A 16,913-nucleotide genomic window follows, 5' to 3' on the forward strand; every position below is an offset into this window, starting at 1 on the left:
GGCGGCGGGGGCGGTGTCGCCGAGCGCGGCGTGCGCGACGGCGGGCAGACCGGCCAGGCACGCGACTGCGCAGGTAAGTGCGCGGGTAACTGCGCGAGCGACAGACGTGACGCGGCCCGCCTCGGTGAGGCTGCAAGTTGTCATATTTCTCTCCGTTAGATTCTTTTTTCGAGATGTTTCTTTTCTTTTTGAGAAAAGTAGCACCGGGCTCTTTCAGGCAAGCCCATCGAACGCGCGACACCGCACTGCGCAAACTCGATCGAATCTCGATAGAACCCGCAGTCGCTTGATTTGTAAGGAAAAGCCGCGCAAAAGGGCGCAATCGGCAAGGCTTACCGAATGTTGATAAACGTTAATTTGATTACGCGAAATCCCGGCAAAGGCCGCGCGGACAGGGCGTTGCGCGGCAGGAAAGCGTTTCAAGCGGCGCTGCGGTCCCCGGCTTTTTGCACATCACGCCGAGTCGCCGGTAAAATGTTTGGTTGATCCACGAAACCGGACGTGGCCTAAGCCGAAGGGATTACCCGAACATGAGTGATTTTCATCAACGTCTTGCCGCACGCGCCTTTGCGCTCCTGATGGCGGGCGGGTTGGTCGCCGGCTGCAGTTCGCCGTCGCCGAACAAGATCGATTACCGCAGCGACGCCAAGGCGAAGCAGGCGTCGCTGGCTGTACCGCCGAACTTGCTGGACGAAACGTCCGACCAGCGTTCGGTGGCGCCGCAGGGCGGCGAGGCCTCGCTGTCCACGCTCAAGCAGGTTCAGAGCGACGCGCCGCAGTCCGACCAGCAGACCCAGGTGCTGCCGCAGGTTCCGGGCATGCACATCCAGCGTGACGGCACGGAAAGCTGGCTCGTCATCGACAGCCGCGCGCCCGCCGACGTCTGGGCCCAGGTCCGCCGCTTCTGGCAGGAACAAGGCTTCCTGCTGGTCGTCGACCAGCGCGACAAGGGCGTGATGGAAACGGACTGGAACGAAACCCATCCGAAGATCAACGACGGTCTGATCCGCAACACGCTGTCGTGGGCCACGGGCAACTCGTACGTCACGGCCGAGCGCAACAAGTACCGTACGCGTCTCGAAACGTCGCCGACGGGTGGCACGTATGTGTTCATCAGCCAGAAGGGTCTGAGCGAGCAGCTGTCGGGCACCAACAACGAGACCAGCAAGTGGGTGCCGAAGCCCAACGATCCGGCGCTCGAGCAGGAATACCTGAAGCGCCTGATGATGACGCTCGCGAACGCCAAGCCGGGCGTGCCCGACGCGCAGGTCGCGAAGGACGTCGACGCGAAGGCCAACGCCAAGGACGCGAAGTCGAAGGCGCCGGACGCGGCGGCCGCCGCCATTGCTGCGCAGAACGCCGCAGCCGTGGGTCAGAGCCAGCCGTCCACGCCGACCGGCAACACGTCGGGTCAGTACACGTCGAGCGAACTCACGCTCGGCGAGCCGTATGACCGTGCGTGGCTGCGTGTGGGTGTCGCGCTCGATCGCGCCAACTTCACCGTGGACGACCGCGACCGCTCGAAGGGCATCTACTACGTGCGCTACGTCGATCCGCAGGATATGACGTCGGCGGAACAGGGCTTCTGGAACCAGATCTTCCATGGTCGCAAGGAAAAGATCGCCAAGCAGTACAAGGTGAACGTGCGCGCCGTGACGGAGAACCAGACCCGCATCGCCGTGGTCGACGACAAAGGCCAGATCGACTCGTCGCGCCCGGCGCGCGAGATCATGGGCCTGATGGTCGAAGAGCTGCACTAAGCGATTCGCAACCGCACGAAGGCGCGCAGTCCGTCGCCTTCGTCCGGATCGCGATCGAAAAAAAGCCCGCCTGCGTCAAGCAGGCGGGCTTTTTCTTTTGCGGCGGAGGATCGCGCTCAGTGCGGCGGAATCATCCACGTAAAGACGTTCTGCTGGAGCCAGACGAGCAGGCCGAGCAGCACCGTCATCAGGATCGAATGCTTGAAGGTGCGCGCGAAGACGTGACCTTCCTTGCCTTTGAGCTCGGTGGTCGCGACGCCCGTCGCGATGTTCTGCGGCGAGATCATCTTGCCCATCACGCCGCCCGACGAGTTGGTCGCCGCCATCAGCACGGGATTGAGGTTGAGCTGCTGCGCGGCCACCACCTGCAGGTTGCCGAACAGCGCGTTGCCCGAGGTGTCGCTGCCCGAGAGGAACACGGCGACCCAGCCGAGGAACGCGGAGACCAGCGGGAAGAACGCGCCCACCGATGCGACGCCGAGCCCGAGCGTGTAGGTGAGGCCCGAGTAGTTCATCAGGAACGCGAGCCCGACGATGGTCGCCACCGTGAGAATGGCGATGCGCGTCTGCACCCACGTATCGACGATCGCGCCGCCGAAGTCGGCGGGCTTCAGGCGCACGACGAAGGCCGTGATGATCGCCGCCACGAGGATCGCGGTGCCCGTGGCGAGCGGCTGGAAGTCCCAGATCGCGCCATACGGCGTCTTGTAGAGCGTGATGAAGACGGCCTTGTCGAGACCCGGCCACGGCACTTTCACGTCGCCGATCGCGAACACTTTCGCCACGGTCCAGAGAATCACCACGACGGCCACGATGATCCACGGATACCAGCCTTGCGCGCCCGAGACCGCGCCGCGCACTTCCTTCGCGCGGTCGACCTTGATCTCGAAGGCGGGATCGGGCGCGGGTTTCCAGACGCGCAGAAACAGGATGGTCAGGATCAGCGAAACGAGCGACGACAGCACGTCGGTCAGGCTGTAGTTGATGAAGTTCGCGGTGACGAACTGCGTGATCGCGAAGCTGCCGCCCGAGACCAGCAGCACCGGCCAGATGCGCAGCATGCCGCCCACGCCCGCGTAGATCGCGATCACATAGAACGGCAGCAGCAGGGCGAAGAACGGCAACTGGCGGCCGACCATCTGGCCGAGCACGTCGGCGGGCAGATGCGTGACCGCGCCGAGCACGGTGATCGGCACGCCGAGCGCACCGAACGCCACCGGCGCGGTGTTGAAGATCAGCGTGAAGGTGAGCGCTTCGAGTGTCGGGAAGCCGAGCATGATGAGCAGCGAACTCGTGATCGCGATCGGCGTGCCAAAGCCCGAAATGCCTTCGAACAGCGCGCCGAACGAGAAACCCACCACGACGAGCACGATGCGGCGGTCGTTCGGCAGATTGTCGAGCAGCCACATGCGGAACGCCGCGAAGCGCCCCGAGCGCAGCGCGATGTTGTAGAGCAGGATGGCCGTGACCACGATCCACATGACCGGCCACAGCGCGAACACCACGCCGTTGAGCACCGCGCTCACCGCGAGATTGACCGGGAACTGCCAGCCGGCGATGGCCACGATCAGCCCGACGACGAGGCCCGCGAGCGAAGCCTGCCACGCGGGTCGGCGCGCCCAGCCGAGCAGGACGAGCACCACGACGATCGGCAACACGGCCACGATGAACGACAACAGCAGCGAGTTGCCGATGGGTGTCAACAGCTGATGAAACATGACGTCTCCTTTGTGCTGGTTCGTATCGGCGCATCGATGCGTGGGCGCAAAGGTGTGCCGGGCATGGCGTCGGCGGGCGGACGGCGCGCGGCCGTGCGGGCGCGTGCGTCGTCGCGAAGGAGGGCGAATTTAGTAAGGCAGTGCTTCAATCCCCGGTGCCCATAAGCAGGATAGAAAATGGGCGCGGAGCGTCAAGGAGGGAAAGTACGGTCGTGCGCGGGCGCGCGAGTGGCTCCGGGCCGCGCGCGGGATGGTCAGCGATTCGAATGCGTGCGCGTGGCTGCGCGATCAGCGATGCCAGCGTCCGCCGCCGCCCCAGTAGCCGAAGCCGAACGAGATCGACGGCGCGCCCCAGCCCCACGCGGGATACGGATAGTAGGCGGGCCAGGCCGGATAAGCCGGGTAATACGCCGGCCAGACCGGCCACATGGGCGCGGCGACGACGACCGGCGGGGTGGCCGTGAGCGAGCCGGGATACTGCGCGTCGGGAATCGCGGCGGGCGCCGGATTGGGCGGCGCGGTCCAGGTCGATTGAGCCGCTTGCTGCGTTTGATAGACCGAAGTTTCCTGCTGCGTGCCGGCGGCGGGCACCGCGCCGGCGTAATACGGCGAGTAGGAAGAATAGGGCGCGTAGCCGTATGGCGGGTAGTAATAGCAGCCCGAGAGCGCGAGCAGCACGACGGCCGCGCCTGCCGAAGCGGCGCGCTTCGCATATCGCGCAGACGTGGATGCGCGGCAAGACGACCGAGACGAAGACAGCATCGACACAGACGCAAACGGGTATTGCATGACGGGCTCCGAGGCGCGGCGCGGATAGCGGCGTAGTCGATCGAGCTTACTCGCGTTGCCGTCGCGTTGTATTGCACACGCGTAACGGCATATTTCGGGCAATTGCATCGTCGCGATGGCGCGGCTCAAAAACAAACGCGGCGCATGTCCCTGGGGAACATGCGCCGCGTATCCTCTCTGAAACCGGCATGGCCGGCGATCTGCCTGTCGACGTTATCGTTGTTGTTGTGATGCTTCGCGCAGGCAGCTTATTTGCCGACCTGATTACCGATGATGCCGCCCACCGCCGCGCCGCCCACCGTCGACAGCGCGCTGCCGCCGATCACCGCGCCCGCGGCGCCACCGACACCCGCACCGATGGCGGTGTCGCGATCGCGTCGGGACATGTTGTCGCAAGCAGTGAGACTGCCGAGTACGGCGACCAGCGTGGCGGCCGTGAGTAGTGTGCGGGGACGGACGAGCGCGTTCATGGTCGACTCCTTGAAATCGGATACGCGATGCGGATCTCGCCGCCTGGCGCAGGCCCGATTCGCACCTCCAGTACACCCATCCTAGCCACGCGCCGCGTATCAGGGTGTGTGCGCTTGTCAGCGAGTTGTCGGAGTCGTTAAAAAATGTATCGGCGCGCCGCGCGACGATCGTCGTGACGATTTTTCATCGTGCAGCGCAGCGAAAAAGCGCTTCGCTCTTACTGGCGCTGATAAATCTCCGCGCCTTGCTTGACGAACTCGACGGCCTTCACTTCCATGCCTTTTTTCAGGGCCTCGTCGTCGCTCATGCCTTGCTTCGCCGCGAAGTCGCGCACGTCCTGCGTGATCTTCATCGAGCAGAAGTGCGGGCCGCACATCGAGCAGAAATGCGCGACCTTGGCCGAGTCCTTCGGCAGCGTTTCGTCGTGGAATTCACGCGCCTTGTCCGGGTCGAGACCGAGGTTGAACTGGTCTTCCCAGCGGAACTCGAAACGCGCCTTCGAGAGCGCGTTGTCGCGCACCTGCGCGCCCGGATGACCCTTCGCGAGATCGGCCGCATGCGCCGCGAGCTTGTACGTGATGATGCCTTCCTTCACGTCGTCCTTGTTCGGCAGGCCGAGGTGTTCCTTCGGCGTGACGTAGCAGAGCATCGCCGTGCCGAACCAGCCGATCATCGCCGCGCCGATGCCCGAGGTGATGTGATCGTAGCCCGGCGCGATGTCGGTGGTCAGCGGCCCGAGCGTATAGAAGGGCGCTTCCTTGCACCAGTCGAGCTGGAGATCCATGTTCTCCTTGATGAGCTGCATCGGCACGTGGCCCGGGCCTTCGATCATCACCTGCACGTCGTGCTTCCACGCGATCTGCGTGAGTTCGCCGAGCGTCTTCAGTTCGCCGAGTTGCGCTTCGTCGTTGGCGTCGTAGATCGAGCCGGGACGCAGGCCGTCGCCGAGCGAGAAGCTCACGTCGTATTCCTTCATGATTTCGCAGATCTCTTCGAAATGCTCATAAATGAAGGATTCCTTATGGTGCGCGAGGCACCACTTGGCCATGATCGAACCGCCGCGCGAGACGATGCCCGTCATGCGGTTGGCCGTGAGCGGCACGTATTGCAGACGCACGCCCGCGTGAATCGTGAAGTAGTCGACGCCTTGTTCGGCCTGCTCGATCAGCGTGTCGCGGAACATTTCCCACGTGAGGTCTTCAGCCTTGCCGTTGACCTTTTCGAGCGCCTGATAGATCGGCACCGTGCCGATCGGCACCGGCGAATTGCGGATGATCCACTCGCGCGTTTCGTGAATATGCTTGCCGGTCGACAGATCCATGACCGTGTCGCCGCCCCAGCGGATCGCCCACGTCATCTTGTCGACTTCCTCGCCGATCGACGACGTGACCGCCGAGTTGCCGATGTTCGCGTTGATCTTCACGAGGAAGTTGCGGCCGATGATCATCGGTTCGCTTTCCGGGTGGTTGATGTTCGCGGGGATGATCGCGCGGCCGCGTGCGATCTCGTCGCGCACGAATTCAGGCGTGATTTCCTTGAGCGCGTCGGCGCCGAACGCCGCAGCACCGAACGCCTGGCCCGGATGCTGGCGGCCCATCATCGCGGCGAGCTTCGCGCCGTTCGGGCCGCTCGACTTGAGGCTTTCGAGGTACTCGGCGCGACGCTGGTTTTCGCGGATCGCGATGTACTCCATTTCGGGCGTGATGATGCCCTGACGCGCGTAGTGCATCTGCGTGACGTTCTTGCCGGCCTTGGCGCGGCGCGGCGTGCGGTGCAGGCCCGGGAAACGCAGTTCGGCCGTGGCCGGATCGGCGGCGCGCTCGCGGCCGTAGTCGGAGGAGAGGCCCGGCAGCGCCTCGGTGTCGTCGCGCTTTTCGATCCACGTCTGGCGCAGTGCGGGCAGGCCCGCGCGAATGTCGATCTTCGCTTCGGGATCGGTGTACGGACCCGAGGTGTCGTAGACGTAGACCGGCGGATTCTTCTCGCCGCCGAAGCCCGTGGGCGTATCGGCTTGCGTGATCTCGCGCATCGGCACGCGGATGTCGGGCTGCGAGCCGGTGACGTAGATCTTGCGGGAATTGGGCAGCGGCGCGATCGCGGCTTCGTCGACGTGCGCGTTGGCGGAAATGAACTTGGGATTCGCGTTCATGCGTCTCTCTCTCCATGAAGCAGTGGGGGAACAACGGCTTAGCAGGAGACGAGACGGAACGTGGACGGACTTCGCTTTGATGGATGAAGGCGATGGTGCTGCGAAGTCCGGACGCTTCCCTGCGCTGGCATTATCCAGATCAGGTTCAAAGGGTATTTCTCACCCGCGAAATACGCAGCCGGAGCATTCGTATGAATGGTTCGAAGCGGCGCATAACGCAGGACCCCCGCGTAAGCAGGCCAAACGATACACCGCGCTGCGACGATCTGGCAAGCGCGAAATCGCGCGACATGGGGCAGACGCGAAGCGTTTCGCGCGCGCGCTCATATAGCGATGCGCGCGAATTTCGCGTCGTTTGCGGGGGAGAAAAAATGGCGCACGAGTGGCGGAAAAACCGCGAAGCCACGGCGAAAAGTCGCGCGTGCTTCGGGCGAAAGTCGCGCGCGATTAGAGCGAAAGCCGCGCGCGGTTACAGCGAAAAATTGTCGGCGGCTTCGGGCTGAAACAGGATGCGATCGATCTTGAGCGTTTCGACGGCGCCGCTCGGCGGCGTGAAGCGCACGGTGTCGCCGCGCTTCGCGCCGAGCAGCGCGAGACCCGCCGGCGAGAACACGTTCAGGCGTCCGGCTTCGACATTCGCGCCCGCCGGATAGACGACCGTGAAAGTCACCGGCTCGCCCGAGCGCTCGCTCACGAGCGTGACCTGCGAGTTCATGGTGACGACGTTCGACGCGACCTTGTGCGCATCGACGATCTCGGCGCGCTCCAGCAGTTCGTCGAGCATGGCCTGGCGCGCGGGCGCCGCGCCAGGTTCGGCGGCGCATTTTTCGAGGCGGGCGAGATCGAGTTCGGTCAGGTAACGGATTTTCTTGGACATGGCGGTTCTCCCGGCAATCCGGAAAAGTGAAAGGGATCAGGTGAAGGATCGGTCGGCCCGGAGCCTGGCCGAACGGCTCCGGAAACGGAGGGCGGTTCAGCGCGGGCGCCGGGCGGCGGCTTGCGGGGCGTGGTAGCCGGTGGGTTGACCGGGTTGGCCGGATTGGCGCGGGCGTCGTCGAGCCAGTGAGCGGGCCGAGGGTCGCTCTGCCGAATGCGCCGCCCACGCGCGCACGAGCGCGCCGCGCAACGGGCGCGGCGGCGGGCAGACGGCGAGGATCGGAGGCGATTGGCGCATCAGTATCGACGAAGCAAAAAAGTGGACGAAAAATCGTCTGAAAGTAAATCGAAAGGATGTGTCATCCTAGCACGGTCTCGAAAATCGGGGGCGAGGGCGGCCGGATCGACGCCCCGTTTCGCCCGGATCGGGACACCGTTGCGCGCACGCAGCGCACCCACGCATAAAGGCGCTGCGCGGCGTCCGCAATGAAGCACCTTGTTGCATAATGCGTGGCGCCCGTTCGAACTTTCAATCGTGTTTCGGGCGCGTTCAGCTTCGCCCTCATCGGCACGCTCTCTCGCACTTTCGCTCCGCTCTCCGCCTCCATCATGCCGTCGCGCTTTGCTCGTCCCGTCCCACGTCCGGCGGGAAGCCCGTGCTTCGTCCGTTTCCCTTTCAGCGCCGCCACGGAGCATTGACGATGCTGCCCCGTTTGCCTTCCGGCCAGACTGCTTTGTCGCTCGCACAAGGACTTCTTCTCGGGCTCCTTCAAGCGTTGATACGGGCGGGCGCCTGGTGCTGGCGCAGTGCGCGCGCCATGCGCCTGCCGCAGACGCGCAGCGGTCGCGTCGCGCTGTCGCTCGCGGTCGTCTACTTCGTCTGGGGCTCGACCTATCTCGGCGTGCACGTCGCGCTCGGCTCGTTTCCGCCGCTGTTGCTCTCGGGCCTGCGTAACCTGCTGGCGGGCATCGGTCTGTTCGTATTCGCGATGCGGCGACGCCCCGTCATGCCGACGCTCGCGCAGGTGCGCAACGCGGGCGTCGTCGGCACGCTGCTGGTCGGCATGTCGAGCGGCATGCTTGCGTACGGCATGCGCACGGTCGGCACCGGCACGGCGGCCGTGATGGTCGCGACCGTTCCGCTGTTCGCCACGCTGATCGCCGCGGCGGCTGGCCGGCGCGTCGCGAAAGGCGAGTGGGCGGCGGTCGCGCTCGGTCTCGTCGGCATCGCCATTCTGAGTCACGGCGGCGGCGCGAGCGGTACGGCGGGCGGGTCGCTCGCGATTCTCGGCGGCGCGCTGTTCTGGGCGGTCGGCGCGCATCTGGCGGGGCGGCTCGAATTGCCGTCCGATCTCTTCATCGCCACGGCTTTGCAGATCGGCCTCGGCGGCGCGATCTCGACGCTGGTCGCGTGGATCACCGGCGAGCGCATGGGCACGCTGCACTTCCTGCCGTTCGTCGCTTTCGTTTATCTGATGCTGATCGGCACGATGGCCGCGTATGTCGCGTATGGCTATCTGATTCGCCAGACGAGTCCGCTCGTGGCGAGCAGCTGCATGTACGTGAATCCGGTGGTGGCGGTGGCGCTGGGCGCGGTGATGCTGGGCGAGCCGATCACCACGGGGACGATCGTCGCGACGGTGCTGATTCTCGGCAGCGTCGGACTCTCGTTTTTCTTCGACGACCGGCGCCGGACAAACTGATTCAATCTACGATTCAGGCAGATCGTCCGCGTTGCTGTCCGGACTGCCAGGTGTTGGACCAGGCGTTGATTTTTCTTCTTCGATTCGCCGCGAAGGATGAAAAACGGCGCGCGTAGCGCAACCGTTTTTCATCGCGGCCCGCCGCTTACTTCGCCTGCTCGGCGGTGTTCGAAATGGCGTGACCACCTGAAGAAATATCCTGGCCAGCGCCCGCCACGGTGTTGCAGGCGGCCAGTGCCGCAGCCGACGCGGCAACGAGAAGCAAGGCAATCAGGCGTTTCATGAGGGATTCCTCCACGATTAAGGGAATCCTCCTCCAGCACGCGGCGTGCCCGACGTCGCTTTTCTCCCTCCCGATTCTGCTTCGAGCCCTTGTTTCAAGGGCTATTCGCGATTTTTCCGTCCGATCGTCCGCGTGCTCGGGACCGCTGCTTGCGCATAGCGAATTGCCACATCAGCCACATCCAGGGGAAAAAACGGGAGAACGACGCCATGCTTCATTACGCCATCGTGTTTTTCGTGATCGCGCTCATTGCCGCGGTGTTCGGCTTCACCGGCATCGCGGCGGGCGCGGCGGAAATCGCCAAGATCCTGTTTTACATCTTCCTCGTCGTGTTCGTCGTCACGCTGCTGCTCGGCGTGCTGCGCGGTTAGCGGTCGGTAGTCCACGTCAGCGACCGCGCGCGAATCCAGTCAGCCTGCCAACCGTTCGAAGGAGAGTCAGATGTCGAAGTCACACGCTTCGTTTGAGATCGATCTGAAACGCGTGCGCGAGGATGCGCGACGCAATCTGGAGCAAGGCCCGGTCACGCCGGGCTACGGCGCGGACCGCGAAACCGTGCTCAAGCTGCTCAACGATTCGCTCGCCACCGAGCTTGTTTGCGTGCTGCGTTACAAGCGGCACTACTTCATGGCGAAGGGGATCGAATCGGAGTCGGTGGCGGCCGAGTTTCTCGAGCACGCGACCGAGGAAGAGCAGCACGCGGACATGCTCGCCGCGCGCATCGTGCAGCTCGGCGGCGAGCCGGATTTTTCGCCCTCGCACCTCGTCGAGCATTCGCATTCCGAGTACAAGGAGGGCAAGGATCTGCACGACATGATTCGCGAGAATCTGATCGCCGAGCGCATTGCGATCGAGAGCTATCGCGCGATCATTCATTACCTCGGCGACAGCGATACCACCACGCGGCGCATTTTCGAGGAGATTCTCGCCGTCGAGGAAGAGCATGCCGACGACATGACCGATCTGCTCGATTCGGGCAAATAGGCGTGTCGGCGGCGGTGAATTGCTGTGACGCTCAGGAAGTCTGCGCGCTCGCGTTCACGCGCGGGCGCGTGGCGAAATGCACCCACGCGGCCAGCGCCGTGAAGCCGAGCCCCGCCACGCACACGCCGACCCAGCCGAACGCATGCCACGTCGCGGCGCCCACGGCCGAGCCGGTCGCGCCGCCGATGAAATAGCAGACCATGAACACGGTGTTCACGCGGCTGCGCGCCTCGGGCCGCAGTGCGTAGATGCGCGACTGATTCGAAATCTGCGCGGCCTGCACGCCGACGTCGAGCACCACGACGCCGATCACCAGACCAATCAGGCTCTTGCCCGAGAACGCGAAGATCACGAACGCGAGCGCCATCAGCGCGATCGACATTGTGATGACCGCACGCGGTCCGCGTTTGTCCGCCGAGCGTCCGGCCCACGGCGCGGCCAGCGCGCCCGCAGCGCCGACAATACCGAACAGCCCCGCGACTTGCGGCCCGAGATGGAACGGCTCGCCCGCGAGCAGCAGCGTCAGCACGGGCCAGAACAGGCTGAACGCGGCGAACAGGCACGCGCCCGTCGCCGACGCTTCGCGCAGTCCGCGCAATTCCACCGCCAGATGCCACATCGAACCGAGCAGCTTGCCGTAGCTCAGCGTCGACGTCGGCCGGCTCTTCGGCAGTTTCTTGATGATGACGACGGCGAGGCAGAGCAACACCACGATCGACGCGCCGAACACCGAACGCCAGCCGAAATACTGACCGACGAAACCGGCGGCGGTCCGCGCGAGCAGAATGCCGATCAGCAGACCGCTCATGACGGTGCCGACGGCGTGGCCGCGTCCTTCGGGCGGCGCGAGTTCGGCGGCGAACGGCACGGCTTGCTGGGCGATGGTCGAGAGCACGCCCATGGCGAGGCTCGCGCCGATCAGCACGGGCAGCGTGGGCGCGGTCGTGGCGACGAGCAGCGCGCAGCAGAGCAGCGCGGTCTGCATCAGGATGATGCGGCGGCGGTCGAAGCGGTCGCCGAGCGGCGCGAGCAGCAGCATGCCGGCGGCGTAGCCGAGCTGCGTCGCGGCGGGCACCGCGCCGATCCACGCCGCGCCGCCCGGAAAGGCCTGGCGGAAGTCGTCGAGCAGCGGCTGGTTGTAATAGATGTTCGCGACCGAAATGCCCGCGATGGTCGCGAGCAAAAGCAGGAGGCCGCGCAACGACCGGCTTTCGCCGGCGGAAGCGGATTCGGGTGTGGACATGGGCGCTGGGGCGGCCGTTCGCGGCGGAACGGCCCGATACGTAAAGGGCAGCCCGGCGCGGGGCCGGGCGTGCCGATCATACCGGAGCGCGGGGGTTTCTGCTGGCGCCGCTCCGCCGCGCCGGATGCCTTCGCGCGCGAGCCTGACGGCGGTCGGACACCGCTCAGGCGATCAGCTCGCCCGACGGTTCGTGGAACGGATACGGGCCGTCCGAGGCGTCCACATAAGCGTGATGCGTGACGATGCCGCGCGCGGCGTCGTAGCGATGCAGCGCGAACGCGGGCGGTTCGAGCGTGAACGAGGAGGGCGCATCGGGCGCGAGATCGAGCGTGACCTGATGCGCGGGCGCGGGCACCGCGCTCGCGATGGTGCCGCCGAAGCGCACGAACATCGGCCGGTGCACGTGACCGCAGAGCACGCGCTCCACGTTCGGATGCTGCGCGATCAGCGCTTCGAGCGCGCGCGCGGCGGGCTCGTCGAGACGGATCGCATCCATATGCGCGATGCCGCAATCGAACGGCGGATGATGGAGCGCGACGATCACCGGACGCCCGCGCGCCGCGTCGAGCTGCTGCGCGAGCCAGCCCAGCCGCGCCTCGCAGAGCGTGCCGCCGCTGCGGCCCGGCTGCATCGAGTCGAGCGCGATCACGCGCAGCGGACCGAGATCGACGACGTATTGCACGAAATCGCCGGGTGCGCGCGCCTGCAGTTCGGCGCGTTCGCCGAATACCTCGCGCAAGCCTTCGCGTCCGTCGTGATTGCCGATCAGCAGCCAGTAAGGAATTTCCAGCGTGTCGAGCAGCGATTTCAGATGCCGATACTCGTCGGCGCTGCCGCAATCGACGAGATCGCCGGTGATGAGCACCGCGTCGGGACGCGGCGCGAGCGCGTTGAGCCGCGCAATCGTGCGCGCGAGTTGCGCGGCGGTATCGACGCGCCGGTACGCGAGCGCGCCCGGCGGCTTGATGTGCAGATCGCTGATCTGGGCGAGCAGCATGTTGACCTCGATTGTAAAAGTTACGCGAAGTTACGCGAGCGCGATCAGCGCTTCGGGTGCGATGGCGATGCCCACGGGCGTGCCGCGCGCGAGTTCGATGCGGCCCGCCACGTCGATGAACAGCGCATCGGGCGCGGCGCCGCCGATCGTCAGGCGCGTGCGTTCGCCAAGAAACGTCGCTTGCTCGATCGTGCCGCGCAGCGCGGCGGCGGCGGGATCGGCGAGCGTGGCGTCTTCGGGGCGGAAAAAGAGTTCGTTCGCGCCGCCGCGGCTGTTGCCCGGCGCGCGGACCGCGCCGCCTGTCGTGCAGAGCATGCCGTCGCGCCACTCGCCCGCGAGACGGTTGAGCGTGCCGATGAACTGCGCCACCGCGCGGCTCGCGGGTCGGTAATAGATGTCGCGCGGCGTGCCGATCTGCTCGATGCGGCCATGGCTCATCACGACGATGCGGTCGCCGAGTTCCATCGCTTCGGCCTGGTCGTGCGTGACATAGACGGTCGTCACGCCCAGCTCGCGCAGCAGCGTGTTCATTTCGCCGCGCAGCGTGTCGCGCAGACGCGCGTCGAGCGCGGTCAGCGGTTCGTCGAGCAGCAGCACGCGCGGGCGCGGCGCGAGCGCACGCGCCAGCGCGACACGCTGGCGCTGGCCGCCGGACAGCTGCGAAATGGGTTTGTCGGCGTGCGCTTCGAGACGCATCATTGCGAGCAGTGCGTCGACGCGTTCGCGCGCGTCCGCGCTGCTCATGCGCTGAATCTTCAGACCGTAGCCGATATTGCCGCGCACATTGAGGTTCGGAAACAGCGCGTAGTTCTGGAACACCATGCCGACCTTGCGGCGCTCGATGGGCAGGGCCGTGACGTCGTCGTCGCCGAACGCCACGCGGCCGCCCGCGTCGGGCGTCTCGAGGCCTGCGATCAGACGCAGCGTCGTGGTCTTGCCGCAACCCGACGGGCCGAGCAGCACGAGCGTCTCGCCCGCGCCGATGCTCAGGTCGAGCGGCTCCAGCACGCGCGTGCCGCGAAACGTTTTCGCGCACTGCGTGAGCGTGATCGGCATCGAGTCGAGTTTCATTGCGGGCTTCATTCGGCTTCCTCAGTATGAGCGGCTTGCGCGGCGGCGGCGCGCTTCGTCTGGCCGCCGGTCGCGTCCACGCCGAGCCACTGCATCGCCACCAGCAGCGGCATCGTCATGATGAAAAACAGGATCGTGTACGCGCTGCCGACTTCGATGCGCAGCGACGCGTAGGTATCGGCGAGACCGACGGGCAGCGTCTTGGTGTCGGGCGTGTGCAGCATCCACGTCAGGTTGAATTCGCCGATCGAGAGCGTGAGCACCGCGAGCGCGCCCGCCACGATGCCGGGCCGCGCGTTCGGCAGCACGATCGTCATGAAGCGCTGCACGAAGTTCGCGCCGAGGCTCGCCGCGCCTTCTTCGAGCGTGCGCAGATCGCCGGAGGCGCACACGGCCGCCACCGGCCGCACCATGAACGGCAGCGTGAACACCACGTGCCCGACCACGATGAAGGCCGCGCTCATGCGAAACGCGGAGAAGCCGCCGTAGACCACCAGCAGCGCGAGCGCCGAGGCGAGGCCGGGCAGCGCGACGGGCATCACGAGCAACTCTTCGATCACGCGCGAGAGACGCGTGCGGCTGCGCGCGAGCGCATAACCGGCGGGCACGCCCGCGACGAGCGTGACGGCGAGCGTGGCGGCCGCGACTTCGAGCGAGAGAAACACGGAGTCGTGATACTGCGTCCAGACCTGGTCGAGCCAGCGCAGCGTGAGGCCGCTCGCCACGCCGCGAAAATAGTTGACGGTGAGGCCCGCGAGAATCGACATCACGACCGGCACCACGAGGAAGGCGCAGGTGGCGAGCGTGACGGCCCATTGCGCGGCGGCGAGCCACGCGCGTGCGCCGGGCCAGACGAGGCGTTTGCGGCGCGCGACGGGCGGCAGGGAGGGCGAAGAGGAAGAGGACGTGGCGATCGTATTCATGCTTCGTTCGGATGACGTCGAGGATGCGGCGGTGTCGAGGGTGGCGCGGCTCACGCCGTTGCCGCCACCGACGCGCCCGTCAGGCTGCGCGCGAGCGTGAGCACGGCCCACGTCACCGCGCCGAGCACGATCGACAGACCGGCGGCCGTCACCATGTTCGCGTTGAGCGTGAACTCGGTGTAGATGGTCATCGGCAGCACGTCGATGTCGGTGGCGAGCGTGAAGGCGGTGCCGAAGGCGCCCATCGCGGTGGCGAAGCACACCGCGCCCGCCGCGATCAGGCCGGGCGCGAGCGCGGGCAGGATCACGTCGCGCATGACGCGCCACGGCGACGCGCCGAGCGAGCGCGCCGCTTCTTCGAGCGAGGCGTCGAGCTGGCCCGCGACCGCCATCACCGTGACGATCACGCGCGGAATCGAGAAGTACAAATAGCCCGCGAACAGGCCGGCCATCGAATAGGCGAACACCCAGCGCTCGCCGGTGAAGCGCAGCGCGAGCGCGCCGATCAGGCCCTGGCGTCCCGCGAGCATGATGACCATGAAGCCGACCACCACGCCCGGAAACGCGAGCGGGAACGTGAGCAGCGCGACCAACGCGCGCCGGCCCGCGAAACGGCGGCGGGCGAGCAGGAGACCGCAGATCGTCGAGATCGCGAGCGTCGCGGCCGTGACGGCGGCGGAGAGCAGCACCGTCGCGAGCAGCGCGCTCATGTAGCGGCCGTTGCTGAGCAGCGCGGTGTAGGTGGCGAACAGATGGCCGTCGGCGCTGACCTGGACGAGCGCCACCATCGGCAGCAGCCAGAACGCGAGAAAGATCGCGAGCGCGGGCGCGATGAGCGCCACGCGCCAGCGCAGAGGAAACGTGAGATCGTGCATGGCAAAACGAAAGTGGGCGAACGTGGCGGGCGTGGCGAAGTCAGCGCGCGCTCAGTGCATGACTTGCAGATAGCGCTCGCCGAAGCTCTGCTGCTGCGCGGCCATCTTCGCGAAATCGACCGGTTTGGCGCGCGCGTAATCGCTCGCGGGCAGGAACTTCGCGGCCGCTTCCGGCGTCAGCGCGTTGGCGCGCACGGGACGCAGATACGCGTTGGCCCAGAGCTTCTGGCCTTCGTCGGAGAGCACGAAATCCAGCACTTTCTTGCCGTTGTCGGCGTGCGGCGCGTTCTTCACGAGGCTCATCACATAGGGCACGGAGATCGTGCCTTCCTTCGGAATCACGAACTCCACATTGGCGTGATCCTTGTACTTCGCGCGATAGGCGTCGAAGTCGTAGTCGAGCAGGATCGGAATCTCGCCCGACAGCACGCGCGCGTAGGCAGTCTGCTTCGGCACGATCGGCTGGTTCGCCTTGAGCTTGCTGAACCACTCGATGGCGGGCTGGAAGTTGTCGAGCGTGCCGCCGAGCGCGAGATTCACGGCGACGGCGCCCGCGTAGCCGACAAAGGCGCTCGACGGATCGAGATAGCCGATCATGCCTTTGTATTCGGGCTTGAGCAGGTCGGCCCACGAGCGCGGCACCGGCTTGCCGTCGAGCGCGTCCTTGTTGACGAAGAAGCCGAGCGTGCCCGAGTGGATCGCGAACCAGTAGCCTTGCGGGTCTTTCAGGTTGGCCGGAATGTCGTCCCAGTGCGCGGGCTTGTACGGCGCGATCACGCCTTTGTCCTTCGCCTGGAACGCGGACGACACGCCGAGATACACCACGTCGGCGACGGGGCTCTTCTGCTCGGCCATCAACTGCGCGATCGACTGGCCCGAGTTCTTGTTGTCGAACGGCACGCGGATGCCGGTCTTGCGCTGGATCGCCTGGATCTGGCTGGCCCAGTCGGCCCATTCGGGCGGGCAGTTGTAGCAGATCGCGGTGGCGTCGGCGTGCGCGAGCGTCGGCGCGGCGAGGCCCGCCGCCGCGAGCGAGAGCGAGAGCGCGAGGCCGAGGCCGGGCCTGGCGGC

The 16,913-nt window shown here is 66.0% G+C and carries 16 protein-coding genes and 1 riboswitch; of the genes, 4 read left to right on the forward strand and 12 right to left on the reverse strand.

Going from position 1 to position 16,913, the window contains the following annotated elements; translation table 11 throughout:
* Nucleotides 1-530 precede the first annotated feature (530 nt).
* Nucleotides 531-1,760: an outer membrane protein assembly factor BamC gene (gene bamC, locus G3N97_RS26835; protein ID WP_205996066.1), complete on the forward strand. Its 1,230-nt coding sequence runs from the start codon at nucleotides 531-533 to the stop codon at nucleotides 1,758-1,760.
* A gap of 116 nt (nucleotides 1,761-1,876) precedes the next feature.
* On the opposite strand, the gene G3N97_RS26840 is transcribed toward bamC, so the two are convergent.
* From G3N97_RS26840 to G3N97_RS26860, 5 genes are all read right to left on the reverse strand, one after another.
* The gene (locus G3N97_RS26840; protein ID WP_205996067.1) at nucleotides 1,877-3,478 is read right to left on the reverse strand and encodes an L-lactate permease; all 1,602 of its coding nucleotides are present in this window, start codon (nucleotides 3,476-3,478) and stop codon (nucleotides 1,877-1,879) included.
* 288 nt (nucleotides 3,479-3,766) lie between these two features.
* Entirely contained in the window at nucleotides 3,767-4,156 is a 390-nt protein-coding gene (locus G3N97_RS26845; RefSeq protein WP_205996068.1) for a hypothetical protein, read from the reverse strand.
* A gap of 359 nt (nucleotides 4,157-4,515) precedes the next feature.
* Nucleotides 4,516-4,737: a glycine zipper 2TM domain-containing protein gene (locus G3N97_RS26850; protein WP_183714244.1), complete on the reverse strand. Its 222-nt coding sequence runs from the start codon at nucleotides 4,735-4,737 to the stop codon at nucleotides 4,516-4,518.
* A 218-nt stretch (nucleotides 4,738-4,955) separates the two neighbouring features.
* Nucleotides 4,956-6,887 (reverse strand): phosphomethylpyrimidine synthase ThiC, encoded by a 1,932-nt coding sequence (gene thiC / locus G3N97_RS26855; RefSeq protein WP_205996069.1) that lies wholly within the window; start codon nucleotides 6,885-6,887, stop codon nucleotides 4,956-4,958.
* A 98-nt stretch (nucleotides 6,888-6,985) separates the two neighbouring features.
* Nucleotides 6,986-7,125: riboswitch (TPP riboswitch) on the reverse strand.
* A 231-nt stretch (nucleotides 7,126-7,356) separates the two neighbouring features.
* Nucleotides 7,357-7,764 (reverse strand): GreA/GreB family elongation factor, encoded by a 408-nt coding sequence (locus tag G3N97_RS26860; RefSeq protein WP_205996070.1) that lies wholly within the window; start codon nucleotides 7,762-7,764, stop codon nucleotides 7,357-7,359.
* A gap of 817 nt (nucleotides 7,765-8,581) precedes the next feature.
* Here G3N97_RS26860 and G3N97_RS26865 point away from each other — a divergent pair.
* Entirely contained in the window at nucleotides 8,582-9,466 is an 885-nt protein-coding gene (locus G3N97_RS26865; RefSeq protein ID WP_205996071.1) for an EamA family transporter, read from the forward strand.
* A gap of 145 nt (nucleotides 9,467-9,611) precedes the next feature.
* Here G3N97_RS26865 and G3N97_RS26870 read toward each other — a convergent pair whose 3' ends face one another.
* Complete coding sequence (locus G3N97_RS26870) at nucleotides 9,612-9,749, reverse strand: entericidin A/B family lipoprotein (RefSeq protein WP_074984383.1); 138 nt, start codon at nucleotides 9,747-9,749, stop codon at nucleotides 9,612-9,614.
* A 209-nt stretch (nucleotides 9,750-9,958) separates the two neighbouring features.
* Between G3N97_RS26870 and G3N97_RS26875 the strand changes: the two genes are divergently transcribed.
* Together G3N97_RS26875 and G3N97_RS26880 are read left to right on the forward strand one after the other, a co-directional pair.
* A complete protein-coding gene (locus G3N97_RS26875; RefSeq protein WP_205996072.1) occupies nucleotides 9,959-10,120 on the forward strand; it encodes a DUF1328 family protein in 162 nt (53 codons plus the stop codon).
* A 70-nt stretch (nucleotides 10,121-10,190) separates the two neighbouring features.
* The gene (locus G3N97_RS26880; RefSeq protein WP_205996073.1) at nucleotides 10,191-10,733 is read left to right on the forward strand and encodes a ferritin-like domain-containing protein; all 543 of its coding nucleotides are present in this window, start codon (nucleotides 10,191-10,193) and stop codon (nucleotides 10,731-10,733) included.
* Nucleotides 10,734-10,764: 31 nt separating this feature from the next.
* On the opposite strand, the gene G3N97_RS26885 is transcribed toward G3N97_RS26880, so the two are convergent.
* The 6 genes from G3N97_RS26885 to G3N97_RS26910 all read right to left on the reverse strand — a co-directional run.
* Nucleotides 10,765-11,976, reverse strand: coding sequence for an MFS transporter (locus G3N97_RS26885; protein ID WP_205996074.1), 1,212 nt, complete (start codon nucleotides 11,974-11,976; stop codon nucleotides 10,765-10,767).
* A gap of 163 nt (nucleotides 11,977-12,139) precedes the next feature.
* A complete protein-coding gene (locus tag G3N97_RS26890) occupies nucleotides 12,140-12,973 on the reverse strand; it encodes a phosphodiesterase (protein ID WP_205996075.1) in 834 nt (277 codons plus the stop codon).
* 30 nt (nucleotides 12,974-13,003) lie between these two features.
* Nucleotides 13,004-14,044, reverse strand: coding sequence for an ABC transporter ATP-binding protein (locus tag G3N97_RS26895; protein ID WP_205996078.1), 1,041 nt, complete (start codon nucleotides 14,042-14,044; stop codon nucleotides 13,004-13,006).
* A gap of 8 nt (nucleotides 14,045-14,052) precedes the next feature.
* Entirely contained in the window at nucleotides 14,053-14,967 is a 915-nt protein-coding gene (locus G3N97_RS26900) for an ABC transporter permease subunit (RefSeq protein WP_205996076.1), read from the reverse strand.
* A gap of 50 nt (nucleotides 14,968-15,017) precedes the next feature.
* Nucleotides 15,018-15,842 (reverse strand): ABC transporter permease, encoded by an 825-nt coding sequence (locus G3N97_RS26905; protein WP_205996077.1) that lies wholly within the window; start codon nucleotides 15,840-15,842, stop codon nucleotides 15,018-15,020.
* Nucleotides 15,843-15,893: 51 nt separating this feature from the next.
* The coding region (locus G3N97_RS26910) for an ABC transporter substrate-binding protein (RefSeq protein WP_241030848.1) at nucleotides 15,894-16,913 on the reverse strand (1,020 nt) is incomplete at its 5' end.

This window comes from Paraburkholderia sp. Ac-20347 (assembly GCF_017104805.1).
GTDB lineage: Bacteria > Pseudomonadota > Gammaproteobacteria > Burkholderiales > Burkholderiaceae > Paraburkholderia > Paraburkholderia tropica.